This window comes from Parafrigoribacterium mesophilum, from assembly GCF_039652555.1.
In the GTDB taxonomy this organism is placed as follows: Bacteria; Actinomycetota; Actinomycetes; order Actinomycetales; family Microbacteriaceae; genus Parafrigoribacterium; species Parafrigoribacterium mesophilum.
In genome coordinates this window covers 1-16,252 of record NZ_JBDJAF010000007.1, presented here as the reverse complement: position 1 = coordinate 16,252, position 16,252 = coordinate 1, and the positions used below count along the sequence as shown (strand labels likewise).

General features: G+C 64.2%; 10 protein-coding genes and 1 tRNA gene. 5 read left to right on the top strand and 6 right to left on the bottom strand.

From position 1 onward, the window contains the following. Positions 1-46: 46 nt before the first annotated feature. From ABFX56_RS15380 to ABFX56_RS15370, 3 genes are all read right to left on the bottom strand, one after another. A complete protein-coding gene (locus ABFX56_RS15380; protein ID WP_346234242.1) occupies positions 47-3,478 on the bottom strand; it encodes a helicase-related protein in 3,432 nt (1,143 codons plus the stop codon). Between the two features lie 442 nt (positions 3,479-3,920). After that, complete coding sequence (gene mobF, locus ABFX56_RS15375; RefSeq protein WP_346234295.1) at positions 3,921-7,466, bottom strand: MobF family relaxase; 3,546 nt, start codon at positions 7,464-7,466, stop codon at positions 3,921-3,923. A 227-nt stretch (positions 7,467-7,693) separates the two neighbouring features. After that, positions 7,694-7,993, bottom strand: a complete 300-nt coding sequence (locus tag ABFX56_RS15370) for a hypothetical protein (protein ID WP_346234241.1) — start codon at positions 7,991-7,993, stop codon at positions 7,694-7,696. Positions 7,994-8,100: 107 nt separating this feature from the next. On the opposite strand from ABFX56_RS15370, the gene ABFX56_RS15365 reads away from it, so the two are divergent. Next, positions 8,101-11,862: a YobI family P-loop NTPase gene (locus tag ABFX56_RS15365; protein ID WP_346234240.1), complete on the top strand. Its 3,762-nt coding sequence runs from the start codon at positions 8,101-8,103 to the stop codon at positions 11,860-11,862. Positions 11,863-12,519: 657 nt separating this feature from the next. On the opposite strand, the gene ABFX56_RS15360 is transcribed toward ABFX56_RS15365, so the two are convergent. The 3 genes from ABFX56_RS15360 to ABFX56_RS15350 all read right to left on the bottom strand — a co-directional run bounded on the left by ABFX56_RS15360 (position 12,520) and on the right by ABFX56_RS15350 (position 14,192). Beyond that, a complete protein-coding gene (locus ABFX56_RS15360; protein WP_346234239.1) occupies positions 12,520-13,698 on the bottom strand; it encodes a tyrosine-type recombinase/integrase in 1,179 nt (392 codons plus the stop codon). After that, a complete protein-coding gene (locus ABFX56_RS15355; RefSeq protein ID WP_346234238.1) occupies positions 13,695-13,937 on the bottom strand; it encodes a helix-turn-helix domain-containing protein in 243 nt (80 codons plus the stop codon). Before ABFX56_RS15355 ends, ABFX56_RS15360 begins: the two co-directional genes overlap by 4 nt. A 181-nt stretch (positions 13,938-14,118) precedes the next feature. After that, positions 14,119-14,192 (bottom strand) — tRNA-Pro (locus ABFX56_RS15350). Positions 14,193-14,372: 180 nt separating this feature from the next. Between ABFX56_RS15350 and ABFX56_RS15345 the strand changes: the two genes are divergently transcribed. From ABFX56_RS15345 to ABFX56_RS15330, 4 genes are read left to right on the top strand one after another with little or no spacing between them, the layout of a single operon-like run. Beyond that, positions 14,373-14,729 carry a VOC family protein gene (locus ABFX56_RS15345; RefSeq protein WP_346234237.1) on the top strand — a complete coding sequence of 119 codons (357 nt, stop codon included), beginning with the start codon at positions 14,373-14,375 and terminating at the stop codon, positions 14,727-14,729. Continuing rightward, positions 14,726-15,091, top strand: a complete 366-nt coding sequence (locus ABFX56_RS15340; RefSeq protein ID WP_346234236.1) for an ArsR/SmtB family transcription factor — start codon at positions 14,726-14,728, stop codon at positions 15,089-15,091. The genes ABFX56_RS15345 and ABFX56_RS15340 overlap by 4 nt, the downstream gene beginning before the upstream one ends. A gap of 21 nt (positions 15,092-15,112) precedes the next feature. Further along, positions 15,113-15,652, top strand: coding sequence for an SRPBCC family protein (locus ABFX56_RS15335; protein WP_346234235.1), 540 nt, complete (start codon positions 15,113-15,115; stop codon positions 15,650-15,652). A 9-nt stretch (positions 15,653-15,661) separates the two neighbouring features. Next, the gene (locus ABFX56_RS15330; protein WP_346234234.1) at positions 15,662-16,000 is read left to right on the top strand and encodes a YciI family protein; all 339 of its coding nucleotides are present in this window, start codon (positions 15,662-15,664) and stop codon (positions 15,998-16,000) included. Positions 16,001-16,252 lie beyond the last annotated feature (252 nt).

Here is a 16,252-nt window from a genome sequence, read left to right as displayed (position 1 = left end):
AGGCAAGCACGCCGGAACCTTCGGCTCCGCGGTGAGCGACTCTGCGTCAGAACGGCTCGGTTCCGCGCGCCCACCAGTCGTTCCAGGAAAGGTTCTGGGAGACCACATCGAAGTCGGTGAGCCAGGCAGGTTCAACCCCCTGGAAGGCGTTGCCGATATAGCGCACCTGGTCGAGGTGGGAGTCACCAGCGCTGACCCTCACGAGGGCGAGCCTGTGGTCGGGCGCGGCGTTGAGCGCGGTGAGCACCTCGGTGCGGGTGATAGTGAATGTGTCCGAACCTTCGATACGAGCCTTGACTTCGATTCGGAGATCGGGGCTCTCAACAGCGCGCGAGAGGACATCGAAACCAGGGTTGTTATGCGCCTGCTCCTCAGGGAAACGTCCCAGCGCGCGTTCGGCGGCGAGTACTGCGTCGACGCCGCGGCGCTCGACAGCAGCGCGGGCGACTGCTGACACGCTCGGGTCGCGCGAGGCTTCCACTTCAATCTGGGGCACTACGAGCGCGATGGCCGTAATCCTCGGGGGGACGGGCGACATCGCGAGCTGGCGATCGATGAGCGCAAGACGGGTCACGCGGCGCTGCTCGAGGTCCTCGGCACGACGCCGTAGGGTCTCGCTAGAGTACCGGACCTTCTTGCCTGCCGCGGCGTCCGCGTCAGTCTTCAACGCCTTGGTGTATAGACGGTTGACCTCGCCAGTGAGTCGCGTGATAACGCGCTCGCGAACGCGCTCAAACTCCGCCGTGCGACGGACGGTGACTTCGTTGGCGAAGGTCGGGAGTTGCTCGGCGATCACCCAGGAAACGGCATCGTGCTCGCGCTGCGCCAGCCATGGCAGTCCTGCTGCGGACTGCCGTTGCGCGTCGTCGGCGGGCCCGAAATCGAGGTAAGGGGCAGGGCCGGCCTCATGCGCAATACCGTCTTCGCCAACAAACGAGTAGCCGAAGCGCTTGCTGACGGTTGCGCCTGTGGCGTCTTTTACTTCGTTGACAACGCCGATCAGCAGCGTCGGCTCGAGCACCGTGTCGGATTTCAGCACTGTGCCCCGGTCGAGCATTGAGCCGTACTGGTCGATAACGAGGTGCAGCACGGCATCATGTAGCGAGTGGCCCGGTGCGAGGAGCTCGGCGCGCGGGGCACCGTGGACGTCGACGGTGTCCACATCGAATGTGATGCGCTCGTAACGTCGCGCAATCGGCGCTCGCCCCGCGCGTTCGCGTACCGCGGCAGGAACGTGGGTGATCTCGTAGCGACCCTTCTCGCGCCGCTCGATGCGGCCGCCTACTCGATCGAACGCTTCGAGGAATGCGTCGCGGATGAAGTGTGGCTGGAGACGCTTTGCCTTGGCGTCATCCATCTCGCGGCGCAGCGTCTCCAGGTCGTTCGGTGCGAGGGCTTCGTTGGCGAGGGCTTTGTCGTCGAGCAGCTCTTGGAGGCCAGCGGAGACACTCTCGTCGATGACCTCCCACATTCGGGCTTTGACCTCGGGCTGTTCGCCATAGCGGATCGCTTCGCGCAGTACTTTGGTGAGCGACAATTCTCCGAGGGAGGTCCCGAGTACGTTGAAGATCTCGCCGCCATAGGCAGCGCGCTGCTCCTCAATCTTGTCGAGCAAGCGGATGAACACGTCACCCTCGCGGGTGTCTTCGGCGACGAGGTTCCACAGCCGGCACACCTCGGTCTGGCCGATCCGGTGGATACGGCCGAAGCGCTGCTCGATGCGGTTTGGGTTCCACGGCAGGTCGTAGTTGACCATGAGGTGCGCCGCCTGGAGGTTCAGGCCCTCGCCCGCGGCATCCGTGGCGAGCAAAATCTGCACGTCGGCGTTCGCAGTGAACTCGGCGGTGATGCGGCGACGCTCGTATCGCGGGACTGCGCCGTGGATGACGACGACGGCATCACGCTTGCCGAGCAACTGCCCGATGCGGCGATCGAGGTAGTTCAAGGTGTCGCGGTGCTCGGTGAAGACGATGAGCTTACGCGGGGTGCCATCGGCGTGGGCAAGAACATGGCTGTCGATCACACCGCGTAGCTCCCGCCACTTCACGTCCTGCTGGCTGGTGAGAAGTTTGCGGGCGATCTCGGTGAGCCTCCGCAGGTCGAGGATCTCCGTCTCCAGCTCCGCCGCGGTGCGCGCCGCGGTCGCAGCGTCGACGAGCTCATTCTCGGCCTCCTCCAGCTCGGCGGCGTCGAGTTCATCGATGTCGGGATCGTCCTCCAGCAGCGACGCGGGCGTGTCCGTCGGCGGCGCGTCGAGGATGCCATCGATCAGGTCGGCGCGCAGCCGCTCCAACCGATCAGTGCGTCGCCGCAACGACTGGTAGATCGCCTCCGGGCTGGACGCAAGTCGGCGTTGCAGAACGGTGAGGGCGAAGCCTACGGTGTTCTTCCGCTTGCCTTCCAGTCGGTCGGCGAGGTTCATCCCGTTGCGGACGTACTCGGTGACCTCCTCGTAGAGGTACTGCTCGTCCGGCGAGAGTCGGTATGCGGCGGTCTCGGCGATCCGCTCAGGAAACAGCGGCCGCCCCTCAAACGTCACCAGGCGCTCCTTCACCATCCGGCGCATCAGGCCATCGGCGGTTCCCGAATGGGCGTCCCTGCCGCCGGGCCCGACGAACCTGTCGCGATCGAGCAGCGAAAGGAAGGTCTGAAAGTCCTCATCCTTGCCGTTATGCGGGGTTGCGGTCATCAGCAGGAAGTGCCTGGCGCGCTCGCTCAGCAGCTCGCCGAGCTGGAATCGCTTGGATGCCTTCAGCTCGCCACTGAACCAACTCGCGCTCATTCGGTGCGCCTCGTCGACCACAACCAGATCGAACTCGGCCTGCTCCAACTCATCGAGCAGCACCTCGTTGCGCGCGAGCTGATCCATTCGCGCGATGAGCAGCGGCTTCTGGTCGAAGACGGTCCTTCCGGGAACGGTGTCCTCAGCGCCCGGGCCAAGGATCTCGAACTCCAGCCCGAACTTCAGCGCAAGCTCGTCCTGCCATTGCTCGACCAGACCGCCTGGCGCCACTACCAGACAGGTGCGCACGTCCTCACGGAGAATCAGCTCCTTGATGTAGAGGCCCGCCATGATCGTCTTCCCGGCACCGGGATCGTCGGCCAGCAAGAACCGAAGCGGCGTGCGGGGCAGCATCTCGCCGTACACCGCACGGATCTGGTGGGGCAGAGGCTGCACAGCGCTCGTCGCCACCGCGAGCATGGGGTCATGCAGAGCCGCGAGCATGATGCGTTGCGCCTCGGCGGCAAGGCGGAAGTTCCGCGGGTCGGCATCGAATGGACGCCCGCTGTTGAGATGCGGCTCGATCCTCGACTCGTCGGCCCGGTAGAGGACGATCTGGCCGAGGTCACCGTTGTCGTCTCGGTAGGTGACCTCAACCGCGTTCGGGCCGTGCATCCATGCCGCCAGCACCGTCACCGGACGGCCGGGTACGATGCCTGCCAACCCCGCCGGGGCGACGATATCTTCTAGACGCACGGCGTTCCTTTCGATGTGAAGGCTGACTCCGAGACGGAACCTGACTCCAACTCCGAGCGTACCGATGGCTTGTCACGTATCCATATGACATCGAGGCGCGTCGGGCGACTGGCTTGCTCGGCGCAGCTCCCTGAACCTTGAGCGCCCGATCAACGGACCTACCTGTTCCCGCGATCGTCGCGAGGCGCTGGGCGCAAATCTCGAAGCGTATGAGACCTTTTCATGTGCCTTGACTGAGCCATGACAGACGTTGCGCTCGCGGACTCCGGATAGCAGCGCCCCCTCCGTTGTCTCCGGGCGGCAGCTCAGAGATCAGGGCTGGATGGGCGCGCGCTGAAGTTGATGAGCGGCGTAAAGACGGTTATCAGGAGGCTCGGGCAGAAGTTCGGGCGACTCAGCTGGCGCAAAGGCTCAGCAAACCTATGAAAGTAGAACCTGTCGATCACAGACGCAGATCGGGTTGGCGACGCACAGACGACGGCATCTGCAGTGCGGTCTTGGGTTCGAGTTGTCGCGCGCAGGTGAGTGCGGTTTCGGCGCGGGCGCGGTCGAGCCGCTGCGCTACACCGTCAGCTGGCGCGCCGAGCGGATTAGTGGCGGCGGTAACTTGGTAGCGGTCGCGGTAGGCGACGATTGTCCGCACGTGATGTGTCCAGGTCGCTTGAGACCGGCGGTCGCGGGACGGCTGCCCGAGCCGGACCATCCATGCGGCACGTTCCTCGACGGCTGCCTGGGCCAGCGCGGTGGCGCGCTGCTCGATGAGCCGCTGCCGTTCGGCGAGGGCTTGACGCATCTCGTCGCTCATCGACCCAGTCGCTTCGGGGATCAGGCCGGCAATGAGGCGCGGAGCGGGAGTGCCTCGGCTGCTGCCGGTACGCCTGCTTGTTGACTTCGCAAGGCGATGGTGCAGGACGGCGGCGATGTCGTCCGCGTCCTCGAAACCCCGCGCTGCGACCAGCCGTGGCAGCAGCACATCGACATCATGACGGAAGGCTTCGGCTCGGCGTAACGCTGCGGTGAGCGGCCTGAACGCTGGCGACTCGATGACCTGGCTGACCTGCCGTTCGGTCAGTCCCGCGTGCTGGACGAGGTGGATCCAGCGGTCGCGTTGCGCGGCTGCGGCGATGGTCTCGTACTCGGCGGCGAGTTGGGCGATGTTCGACCAGGCTTCGTGCTCGGCGCGGATGGTCTCGTGCCCGGATGGCTCGGCACCGACGTGCTGGAGCACCCCGGACAGAACCGCCCGCGCGGTGCTGCTCGCCTGATCGTCGGGATGCGGGTGCGCGTGGGTGTCGTCGGGGTGATCGGTCGCCACGTATGCGGTGTTCGCCTGGCGGCCGCGGGTCATCGCGACGTAGAACGCCTCTCTGGTCATGGCCGTGCTTTGCACGATCGCATGCGCGGTGTCGACGGTGGAGCCTTGCGCGCGGTGGGCGGTCAGCGCGTACCCGAGGTCGAGTTCGTCGGCGACGTAGCTGGCGGGCAGGGTGGCGGAGGCGCCGAACCGGTGTCCGGCTCGGCGCAGGGTCGCGGACCCGTCGCGGCCGGTTGCGGTGATGGTCCAGCGGTCGCCGTTCTTCACGAATCCGCGGCAGGCGCGCAGGCGCCGGTCGTTGTGGCGGGTGACGACGAGGTCGCCGGCGGATGCCTCGGTGCCGTCGTGCAGCCGAACGGCGCCAGCCGTTGCGACGGTTCCTTCGATGATCCGGTCGAGCCTGGCCCTGTTGTTCAGTGCGGTGACGATGTCGTGGGTTTCGGCGATCATGACCGAGGCCAACCCTTGGGCGAGGTCGGCCCGCCACGCGGTGTAGGCGGCATCCAGCATCGCCTCGGACTCGCCTTCGCGAATCCGGCCCTGCTCCTGGTAGGTGTCGATCACGGCCGCATCGCCGATCCGCAGTTGCCGGGAGGCGGTCTTCTCCCACTCGTGGCGGAACCGGTGAATGTCGACCAACTCGGGGGCATGATCACGGTCCCGCACCAGCATCCCGAATGACCCACCAGCGTCCACGGCATCCAATTGTGCCCAGTCCCCGATCAGTAGAACCTTTGCGCCTGCCTTGGCGGCGTGGGCGGTGATCGTGTCGAGGGTGAACGTCCCGGCCAGGGATGCCTCGTCCACGATCACCAGCTGCCCCGCATGAAACGCGATTTGGCCGTGGCTCTGTCGAGTGATCCACATCGCGGTGTTCTCGGTGGCAATGCCGAGGTCTTCGGCAAGCACCTGCGCGGCTGCCGCGGATGGAGCCAGCCCGATCACCGACCCTTCACCATGTTGAGATTCCCACGCTCGGCGCAGCGCGTTCATCGCCGTCGTCTTGCCCGCCCCGGCCGGCCCGACCAGCAGATCGAGGGTACGGCCGGAGGCGGCGACCATCGCTAGGGCCGCCGCCTGGTCTGCAGCGAGCCTCCGGCCCGAAGTGTCGCGGCGGTGAGCGATGCGCTCGATCACCTCGACACCAACGGTCGGCGCATCCGTCGTGCGGGACAGCTTGAGCAACCGATCCTCCGCAGCCAGCAACTTCTCGGAGGAAAACACGACGGAGTTCTTCGGCCGGAACACGCTGGTGCCGTCCCCGCGCTGAAACACCGAGGGTGAGCTGGCAAGCTCCGGTGGCGTGAGCCGCAACGACGCGGACTCGGCGGCATCCGTGATCATGCCGACGATCGCCTCCCGATCCTGCGTGGTAGCGAACCGCCAGCCCATCGTCTGCCGGGACGCCTCGGCATGAAGGTTCCAGCGCCGCCAAGTCGACTGCTTCTCCCCCACCACCGCAACGACCACACGCCCCAGTTCGGCGACGACACCCAGCGGCACCTCGCCGGCGTGCAGTAGTGCGCGCCCTTCGCTCTCGCTGAGTACCGTCGTCACCCAGGTTGCGGCATCCGTCCCGAGCGTGTCGGCTGCTCGTTTCCGCCACTCCGCGGTCAGCTCCGCCAACGAGCGAACCTGCTTCGCCGGGCGGGTGGACAGGGTGGCCTGCGCCCGCAGCTTCACGATCGTCTCCCCCGCCGGCCGGCGACCGTGTTCGGCCACGTGCTTATCGATCAGCCGGTCGGCCTCGACGTTGATGTCGCGCGACCGGGAGGAGAACTCCTCGATCAGCTCCTCGGGGACGCGGGCGATCTCCCACGCCAGGGTCCGGTCCCGGCCCCGGTCACGCCGCTCCCACCCGACGCCAAGCACGCGCGTGAGGTGATCGGCGAGGACCGCGTTGTAGTGTGCCGACAGTGCGTGTACCGCGGCGTGCATCGGCCGCCCATCCAACGACCGCCAACCCTCGTCGTAGACGGTACGGACCTTGTTGGAGATGACGACGTGCGTGTGCAACTGCGGGTCGCCGGCACGCGAGTCGTAGTGGTCGTATCCCATCGCGATCAACCCAGTCACCTCCACCTGCGCCACCGCCCCATCGCCCGCCGAGACACCGGTGCGCGTCGCTGCAACCTCCCGCTCCATCAGCCCAACCACGTCAGCAACCGCCTGGTGATGCGCCGTTGCGATTAAGGATTGCGTGTCCGCGTTGGCCAACCCCCACAGCACCGACACGGACTTCGGCACGCTGAACGTGTAGTCATACCCAGCAACGGCCCGACGCGGGGTGTTGCCTGCTTCCCCAGCCTCGATCGCAGTCACCGCAGCGGCCCGCTCATCGACCGAGAGGCCGGCATCGAACCCCGCCACACGGTCACGGATACGCTCAGCGACGCTCCTGTAGGCCGGGAACGCCCGCCCCAACGGAGCGCCCGTGATCGGGTCACGGCCCATACCAAGCAGGAGCTGAAGCTGCGCCTCACTCACCGCATCGCCCGGCTCCAGCTCCCCCTGCCCGAGGGAGCGGACACCCTCACCAAGCCAGAACCCCGGAGGCGTGCCCGTCTCCGCGTAGTAGCGGATCAACGGCGTCGACAGGTCTCGATCGCCGTCACCGGCAGCCACCGACTTCAGCAAGTACTTGTATCCGTCGCCCGCCGACATCACCCGCATCGACACCGTCACCGGACGGCCTCCGCCTGAACCTCATCCACGACTTGAAGGTGCGCGGCAGAGACCTCCGCGGCATCAACCCGACACGCTCTGTCCTCGATCTGCAAATGGTGTGGTGGATCTGAAAGCGAGACGATCGGCAAGGGACCGGATCGAGCCCCTTCCCGCACGACCGGTATTCGCCGCTGTCGCGGGGGTCGGTACGGGCGTGGCCTGCATCTGTTTGCTCAGTGGATCGCGGTCAGGGACTTCTCGATTACCAGGTCGATGCCGTGGCCGATTGTGGCGATGCCGAAAAAAGGAGGCCGACGATCTTCGCGACACGCGGGCGAGTGATCAGGATGGTGCTGGCGCCCGTAACCGCCGGCGAAGTACACGCTGGCGCAGTTGCCCCACGTGAAGCCGCCGAGCAAAATCATCTGCACCCGCGCGCGCCAGCTGGCTGTTTGACCGGTGAACTGCGGCAGCGCGAGGAAGATGAGGAAGACTTTCGGTAGTGATGTCCCTGCGCGTCCCGCGGATCGCACAGTACGATGCCGGTATCGTCGGGCACGAGGCTGTGGTAGGCGCACGACTGATACGGACCCTAGTAGTCCTCGATCCGCAGCCTGCCTTCCGTGCGGAAGGAGAAAGTGTGTTGGACGACGACATCGAGGTACCTGCCGGGTTTGAACTTCGATGGACAGGCCGGTTGCGACTTAGAGCGACGCGACTATTAAAGGCAGTTCGCCAGAGGATTGCGGGTGACGCCCTCATCCTCAGACCGCTGACGCCAATGCCAATCCCCGACCAACACGGGGTCTACAGCACGGAACTCATCGCGCTGCTACGCGACCGAAAGCGTCGGAAGAATGTCTGGAACATCGCCTTGACCGGAGGGTACGGCAGCGGCAAGAGCAGTGTCTTGACAGCCGTACGAATGAGTCTTAGGCGGCGGGTCGTTGAGATCTCGCTGTCTTCGCTCAGCGACATAGGAGTGCAGCCGGACGCCGCTGAGGAAGAGGTTAACAACCAAATCCAAAAGGAAATTGTCAAACAACTGCTCTATCGCGAGCGGCCAAGCAAGGTGCCAGGGTCTCGGTTTCGAAGAATTAGCAAGCTATCGTTTTGGCGCACCGCGGTGATATCTGTCCTAGCAGGGACTGTTGCCGGAGGAGTTCTCTGGCTCACGGGCTGGGGCGCCCCACTCCAACTACCTCCGGAACGAGAGGGCGAACGCGTCTGGTTACTACTTGGGATTGGTACCGCCATCGCAATCCTCACGTACCTACTTCAGTATCTTCTTCACAATCGCGTCCGCATCGACAAGCTCGGCACCGCTTCAACCTCGGTAACACTCAGAACAGACGGGGCAAGTGGAGAAGAGTCGTACTTCGACAAGTATCTTGACGAAGTCGTCTATTTCTTCGAGATGACCAAACGCGACATCGTGATCGTTGAAGATCTTGATCGCTTCGAGAACCCAGCTATTTATGCATCGCTGCGAGCGCTAAATACGGTGCTCAATACGTCCCGACAGTTGCGTAGACGACCCCTGCACTTCATCTACGCCGTGCGAGACAGCATCTTCGAGGATCTAGCGACGGAATCCGTCACAGATGAACTTGTCCCCGCCACCGACGGTACGACATCACCTCGTGTCCAGTCGAGCCGACCTGGCGTCTGGCAGGCCGACCTCAGCTTGGCGAGTCCTCCGACTCAGCGAACGAAGTTTTTTGACCTGGTAATCCCCATCGTCCCGTTCATCACGCATCGCACTTCGCGCGACCTCCTCGTGAAAGCGATGAAGAAAGTCGACGCTTCTGTGGACGCCCAGGTACTCAGCGTCGTCGCGAAGCACATCACCGACATGCGCCTTCTGCTGAACATAATCAATGAATACCGCGTATTCCATGCCCGTGTGCTTGCCCCCAAGAAGCTCGAAGGGCTCACACCGACCGGATTGTTCGCGATGGTCGCTTTCAAGAACACCCGCCTCAAAGACTTCGAACTCATTCGGGTTGGTGACAGTTCGCTTGACCGGCTATATCGCGTAGCGCGCGAAATTATCGACGCGGGTCTGTCCGATGTCTCGCGCGAGATTGCGACTCTTGAAGAACACAGCTCGCCCGTGGCGGACACTCAGGCTCGCGCAGAACAGCTCGGGGCCGAGCTACAGGCGCTGTCCGAGCGTTGGCTAACAAGGCTTGGTAAGTCCACGAGGCGTATTCAGTTCCGAATCGGGGATGATTTCCGCGCGACCGCAGAAATCATCACACCAGACTTCTGGGCAAGCGTCATCGACGGGGGCACAGAAATCGAGGTGTGGGGAGATAGTTCGGATGTGTTCCACATCGATGGCGCTGGGTTGCGCGCCGAGCTCGGAGCGAGCGTGCCCGAGCGCTGGGCCGCGGAGGAGGACACCTCATGGCGAAAAGAACTGCAGAATGCAAGGGATCAGCAACGGTGGCTCCGGTCGGCAGACTTCAAGCAGCTCACTGAGCCAAAGTGGACCCTCCGGCACAAGGAGAGCGGGATCGACTTCCGAAAGAGTTTCCTCACTCCGCTGGGCGATCCACTCCTGATCAATCTCATCGCGCAGGGCCACATCGATCGCAACTTCCACCTTTACACCTCAGAGTTTCACGGCGAGGTTACCTCCGCCAACGCCATGAACTTCCTGATCCAGCACACCCAAGCCGAAGCGCCGTCCTACCGCTACGAACTGACGCAGGACGAGGTCACGGCCGTTCTCCGAGAGGGCGGACCCGAGGTTTTCGGCTCGATCGGCCTGTTCAACCTCGCGATCTACAACGAATTGCTCGGCACCGACAACTCACGGCTCGACCGCAACATCAAACTCCTCGCCTGGGTGCGTCCAGCTGGGGTCGAGTTCATCGACATCTACGTGGCCGAAGGTGAATACGTCGGAAAGCTCTTTCATAAGCTTGCGCCGCACTGGTTCGGCATATTCCAATACATCGCCAACAGACCGCAAGATTCCCTCAGCGAGCGAGAGGCTCTCACCCTGGCGGCGTTCGAAGGCGCGGATCCTGACGAGGAGTATCCAGCGTCGGACGCAGTCCGCGACGAGATCGCAGCCAAATACAACAAACTACGGGAGCTTACCGCTAGCGAGAATGATCCAACGAGAGCGATCAAGATGCTTCAGCGCCTCGGAGTGCGACTCCCATCCCTGAAGGGACTGTCGCCCGCCGCGACAACAGCGATTATCGAAGCCCGCCAATATGTCATCACGGACGAGAACCTACGGATAGCGCTCGAAGATCCCGACAGCATTGGACTCGACACAGTCTTCGACGCCAGCGATGTCGTCTTCGACCACATCATCGCCCACTTCGATGAATACTTGTCGAGCATCGACGGCACCACTCCTCCGCAATACGCCCTTCAAGACATCAACGTCCTCGTCGATGTCATGTCCGCCGTCGAACGGGCCGAGGCCGGAAAGTCATCGGAGGTACTCTCGCGTCTACCTGAAGGCCTCCGAATCGATGACCTTGACGGGGTTCCCGACAATGTCATGGAAGTCCTGGCGCAAGGCCGACGCTTCGATCTCACGCTTCACAATGTAGAAATCTACATCGATGCGCGCTCTATCGATCAGCCCCTGGTCCGTTTCCTCAGTTCCGAGCCCGCTATCAACGCCAACGGCGCCGAGCCTGCCGAACAGGAAGCAATGGCAGCGCAACTTATCGATGAGAAACAGCTAACCGTTGAAACCCGAGTACTACTGGCAAACTCGCTCACGCGAGCACCGATCGCGATCAACAAGATCTCGACGAGAGAACCCGAGCTCATCAAGTCTCTCGTCCAAAAGGGACTTGTTGCCGACGACCCAAATACCTTCGCAGCGCTGGACAACGCAGGAGAAGCTCAAGTCGCCTTTATCATCGGCTCAACAAAAGCATCCGGGTACTTCAACCAACTGACGCCTAGCGTCGAAGTTCTAAAAGCACTCCTCCGCGACGACAGCGTCGATGACGAGGTCAAGAGTCAGATAGCAAACGGCCTGCCAGCCACACCACAGAAGGCGACCAGCGAAGTATTGGAAGCGCTCGCAGCCTGGTCCATCAGCACATCAACCATGCTGCCGCCAGAGGCTGTTCAGATCATCCAATCCAGCAGCGTCTCCACGGCCTCAAAAGCCGCGATCCTCGATCTCAATGCCGAAGCACTGCCAGCCGCAGAAGTTCTGGCCCACCTGCAGGAGCTATCCAGCCCGTATCCAGACCTCCTCCAGCGCAGCACCAGACCCGTAGACCTGCCTCTTGTCCCCCATATTGATAACGTCCTCATGATTCTGCAGTCCGACAACTTTGGTCCCGTCTCGTCCTGGGACCAGGTCGGCGAAGTTACTCGTGTCTGGATGAGACATCCCCCGAGGGAGAGATGATTACGACTTCTGAGTCGCGGGGAGTTGACCGCGCTAGGTCATCCTCCACTCCGCACGTAGGACACGGATTGCATCGACTAGCCCGGCGTCCCAGCGCGGCGATGTATTTGCCGGCTGCTGCCGCGCTTCTGGGAGGATTGCCGCGATCTGTCTCACCCGGGTACCGCCGCGGCCCGACAGAGCCAACCTGATCTGGCGTCAGGCGACACAGGCCGCGCTCGTCCTCGGAATAGACGCCGTCCGAGTTTCACGCCCAGCGATACGAGCAGTTGGGGACGGCGTGCGCACCTACCTATCGGGAGGTGCCGCAGCGATGGTCCACGAACATGAGGAAAACCGACACGGATCCTATGATTCTCGCTTGAGTGTCCTGCTCACGCGCCCGCACTGGCTCGCTCGCGTTGCGTGGAGGGATGACTTCGAGGTCAGGATTCGGATGTGCCGCGCCACGGAGTTTTGCACCGCCACCGCGAACAAGTACGACCCGGACCAGGTAGCGGATTACCCTCTCGGGCAGCCGAGGACGGCGGAGTCTGCGGTGGTGCCAACTTGGCACCACCGCTACTCACAAGGCGCGCGCTGGGCAGATTATCCGAATCGTGGTGACGGCGTGCCGGTTCCGAACAAGGTTTGGGGTCGATGGAGATCGCATGCTCATCAGTGCTTCGCGAACACCCGGTCGAGTAGCTCGGCCGTGGCGGGGTTCACCATCTCGTTGCGGCGGATGTAGTGCTGGATGGTGATCCTCGGGTCGGTATGACCGAGGAGTTCGGCGGCGAGGTTGACACCGGCTTGCTCGTTGACCGCGGTGGCGACGGTGCGGCGGAACAGGTGCGGCGTCACGCCGGTGATGCCCGCCAGATCCATCACGTGCCGGAGCTGCCGCCGCACGTTGTTCGCCGTCAACGGTGTCCCCTCCCGGCTACTGAACAGCAACGCCTCCGCTGACGGATTGCTCAGCCTCGCGAGTCGGCGTCGGACGGCCTCGGCGGTGAACGACGGGACCGCCACGGTGCGGCGCGAGGTCGCGGTCTTCGGATGGTCCTGCCGCAGCGTGGGTTCGCCCTTGCGGCTGACGATGGTGCCGCAGATCCGGATCGACGGTGGCGCACCGGTGATATCGATGTCCCGGCGCCGGAGCGCGAGCACCTCGCCGATGCGCGCGGAAGTACCGAGCATAACCTCCACGATCGCCCCCAACTGCCCGTCCGGTTTCGGGCCGGACGGGGAGCGTCCAGCCTCCCAATACACGATCGCGGCACGGATGGCGTTGACCTCCACCGGGGTCAACGCGGTCGGGGTGTGGCTTGGCCGGCGCAGCCGGGAGACGTGATCCATCGGGTTCCTCGGGATCACCTCGTGCCGCACCGCGAGACCCAGAGCGAGCCGCAACACCACCCGGGCCTGCTTGGCCCGGTTGTAGCTGCGCTGCGCCAGCTGCTTGAGGAAGTGGTCACAGCGGGCCACGCCGATCTCCCGCAGGGTCAGCTCCGCGAACACCGGCAGCACCAGGGTGCGCATGTTCCGCTCATACAACTGCCGGGTCGTCTCCGACAACCAGCCCTGCAGGCCGAGATCGTCCAGCCAATAGGCGACCAGTTCCGAGAACCGGCTGTCCGCGGTCAGCGCGGAAAACGCCGGCTCGAACAGCATCCGCTCCGCCAGCTTGGCCTTCAGCGCGCGCTCCGCCGCCGGCCGAGTCGCGGCGGTGGCCTGCACCAGCCGGGTCTTGCCGTCCCAGCCCCGGTACCGGGTGCGGACCTCGATTTTGCAGGAGGCCAGGCGGCGGGCGGACAGGCTGCCGAAGGTGCCGATGGTCAGTCTTGGCCGGCTCATCGGATCGGCCACCGATCGCCCGGCTCGGGCGGGTTGGGGTCGCGGTGTTGCCCGATCCAGGTTTGGACGTCGGAGATGGCGAACTTCAGCCGTTTGCCGAACCGGAATGCGCGCGGGCCCTTGCCGTTGGTGCGCCAGTCGTAGACGGTCGACACCGGCACGCCCAGGTAGGCGGCGAGTTCGTTCACGTCCAGCAGCGGTTCCAGCCCAAAGGGCGGGGTGGTGTTGTCGGTATCCATGGCCGGTAGGTGCGCCGGCGTCGCCGGAGCGTCCGCACCGAACCGCAGGCATCCGACACCAGGCGGAGAACAAGGCTGTTGGGCGGCGGTGGTGAGGGGTTTTTGATGGGTTTTCGATGGCCGGATCAAATCTACCTACTGAAAAAGTCCCGGAAACCCTTGAGTTTCCGGGACTTCGCGGTCGGGCTGACAGGATTTGAACCTGCGACCCCGTGACCCCCAGTCACGTGCGCTACCAAACTGCGCCACAGCCCGTGGCTAGTCCGTACGGTGAAAACCGGACCCTCGATAGCTTATCGTTCCCAGCGTCGGACAGAGTACGAGCCAGGAGTCGCAGATCAGATCCGTGGAGTTGGAAACGCGGGGTTGCACTATCCGTTACCTATGACTAACGTTAGCGATTACTAACGGAAAGAGACGGAACGGAGTACGATCATGGGTCAGCCAGTGGCGATGTTCGAGGTCATCAGCGAAGATCGCGAACGAGCACAGCAGTTCTACTCGAGTTTGTTCGACTGGACCATCCAGACCGACGAGACGATGGGCGACTATGCGCTCGTCGACACCGGCGCCGGTAAGGATGCGGTCATCGGCGGATTCGGACCAAGCGAAAACCCGGGCGACACCGGTGTGAAAATCTATATGCGCGTCGGCGACCTGGATGCGTACCTGGCGCGCGCCGAAGAACTCGGCGGGTCCCGTCTGGTCGAGCCGACCAAGTTGCCCGGCGGCTACGGATCCTTCGCCATGATCGCCGACCCCGACGGCAACGCCGTGGGCCTGTGGTCGTGAACAAACCCGATCCATTGCCGAAGGAGGAGGCGACCGACGCGGTTCTGCGCGCACTGGCAGAACCGCGTCGTCGCGCCATCCTGCGCCTTGTCACCGAGCAGGAACTTCCCGCCGGTCAGATCTCCCAGGCCTTCGACGTCACACGCACGGCAGTCAGCCAGCACCTGAGCATCCTCAAGTCCGCCGGCTTGTTGACCGAGCGCCGCGACGGAACACGCCGGCTCTACCGGGCACGCCCCGAAGGGCTGGGAGCTCTCCGTGAATTACTGGACGAGATGTGGTCGGCGTCCCTAGACTCGGCTCGCCGACTCGTGGAGGCGGAGCGTGAACTCGATGACGCATCCGGATCCGCCGCCGGATGACCTCGATCTGAGGAGTGCACCGTGACAGAGAGCACCCAACCCGCCGGAACGGTGACCGCGCTGCGGCGCCCACCAGTGCGGCAATCGACGCTCGTGCACAGCGACATCGAGCACACCTTCGCGGTCTTCGTCCGTGAGATCGGAACCTGGTGGCCGGTGCGCCCCTTTTCAGTCGGTACCGACCGGGTGCGGCAGGTCACTCTCGAACAGCACCGCGGCGGCCGCGTCTTCGAGACCTGGACCGACGGGAGCACCCACGACTGGGGACCGCTTCTGCAGTGGGAGCCGCCATCCGGATTCGTCATGACCTGGAACCTCACCGGCGCACCCACCGAGGTCGCGTTGAGCTTCCACGCGCTGGGCCCAGCACTGACCCGCGTCTCCGTCGAACACCGTGGTTGGGAGGTGCTGAGCGACGCCGACCTGGCCAAGGCGTGCGCGCTGCCGGGCGGCTACCTCGGCGGCAGCTTCAACACCGGCTGGGCGCGCATCCTCGGCTGTCTCGGCACCGCCGTGGATGCCGTGGGCTCGGCCGAGCCCGCTCGCCTCGACCGCCCCTAGGAGGGCGCTATGCAGTCATTCACCGATGAGCAACTGAACGCGTGGCGGGCAAACGCCAGAGCCTACACTGCAGTTCTTCTGCGACCCGGTCCGCATCGCGGCGATAACAACGCCGCGTCGATCATCTGGGAGCACGGCCGACGCAACATGGAGTTGCACGCGGACGGCCGGCTGGCCATCGTCTGCCCGGTCACGGACACCGGTGACCTCTCCGGAATCGGCATCTTCAATCTCGACCGCGATGCGACACGGGCGGTGATGGAGGGCGACCCGGCGGTGCAAGCCGGGGTGCTGGTTTATGACGTGTACGAGGTGCGCGGGATTCCGGGGGACGCGTTGCCGGGGTGAGGGGCAGTGGTTTCGATACGGCTCGCGCTAACGCTCGCCTACTCAACCGGCGAAAACGCGCTGGCGCGCTCGCTACTCAACCGGCGGGGGGACTGCGCTGGCGCGCTCGCCCCTCAACCGGCGGAGGGTGCCGACGCTCGCGGTGGGGCTAGTTGTACTGCCCAGGCAGGTTGGTTGAGTGGATGTGACGACACGCTGTAGTCGTTGTCGATGGTGAAGGACCTCCGGTCGTGGAGTGGAGCTGCTGAAGCA

Coding starts and splice junctions, on each gene's coding strand:
- mobF (WP_346234295.1), bottom strand. CDS start 7,466: ATGCGGGTGATGTCGGCGGGCGACGGATACAAGTACTTGCTGAAGTCG.
- ABFX56_RS15360 (WP_346234239.1), bottom strand. CDS start 13,698: ATGAGCCGGCCAAGACTGACCATCGGCACCTTCGGCAGCCTGTCCGCC.
- ABFX56_RS15355 (WP_346234238.1), bottom strand. CDS start 13,937: ATGGATACCGACAACACCACCCCGCCCTTTGGGCTGGAACCGCTGCTG.
- ABFX56_RS15345 (WP_346234237.1), top strand. CDS start 14,373: ATGGGTCAGCCAGTGGCGATGTTCGAGGTCATCAGCGAAGATCGCGAA.
- ABFX56_RS15330 (WP_346234234.1), top strand. CDS start 15,662: ATGCAGTCATTCACCGATGAGCAACTGAACGCGTGGCGGGCAAACGCC.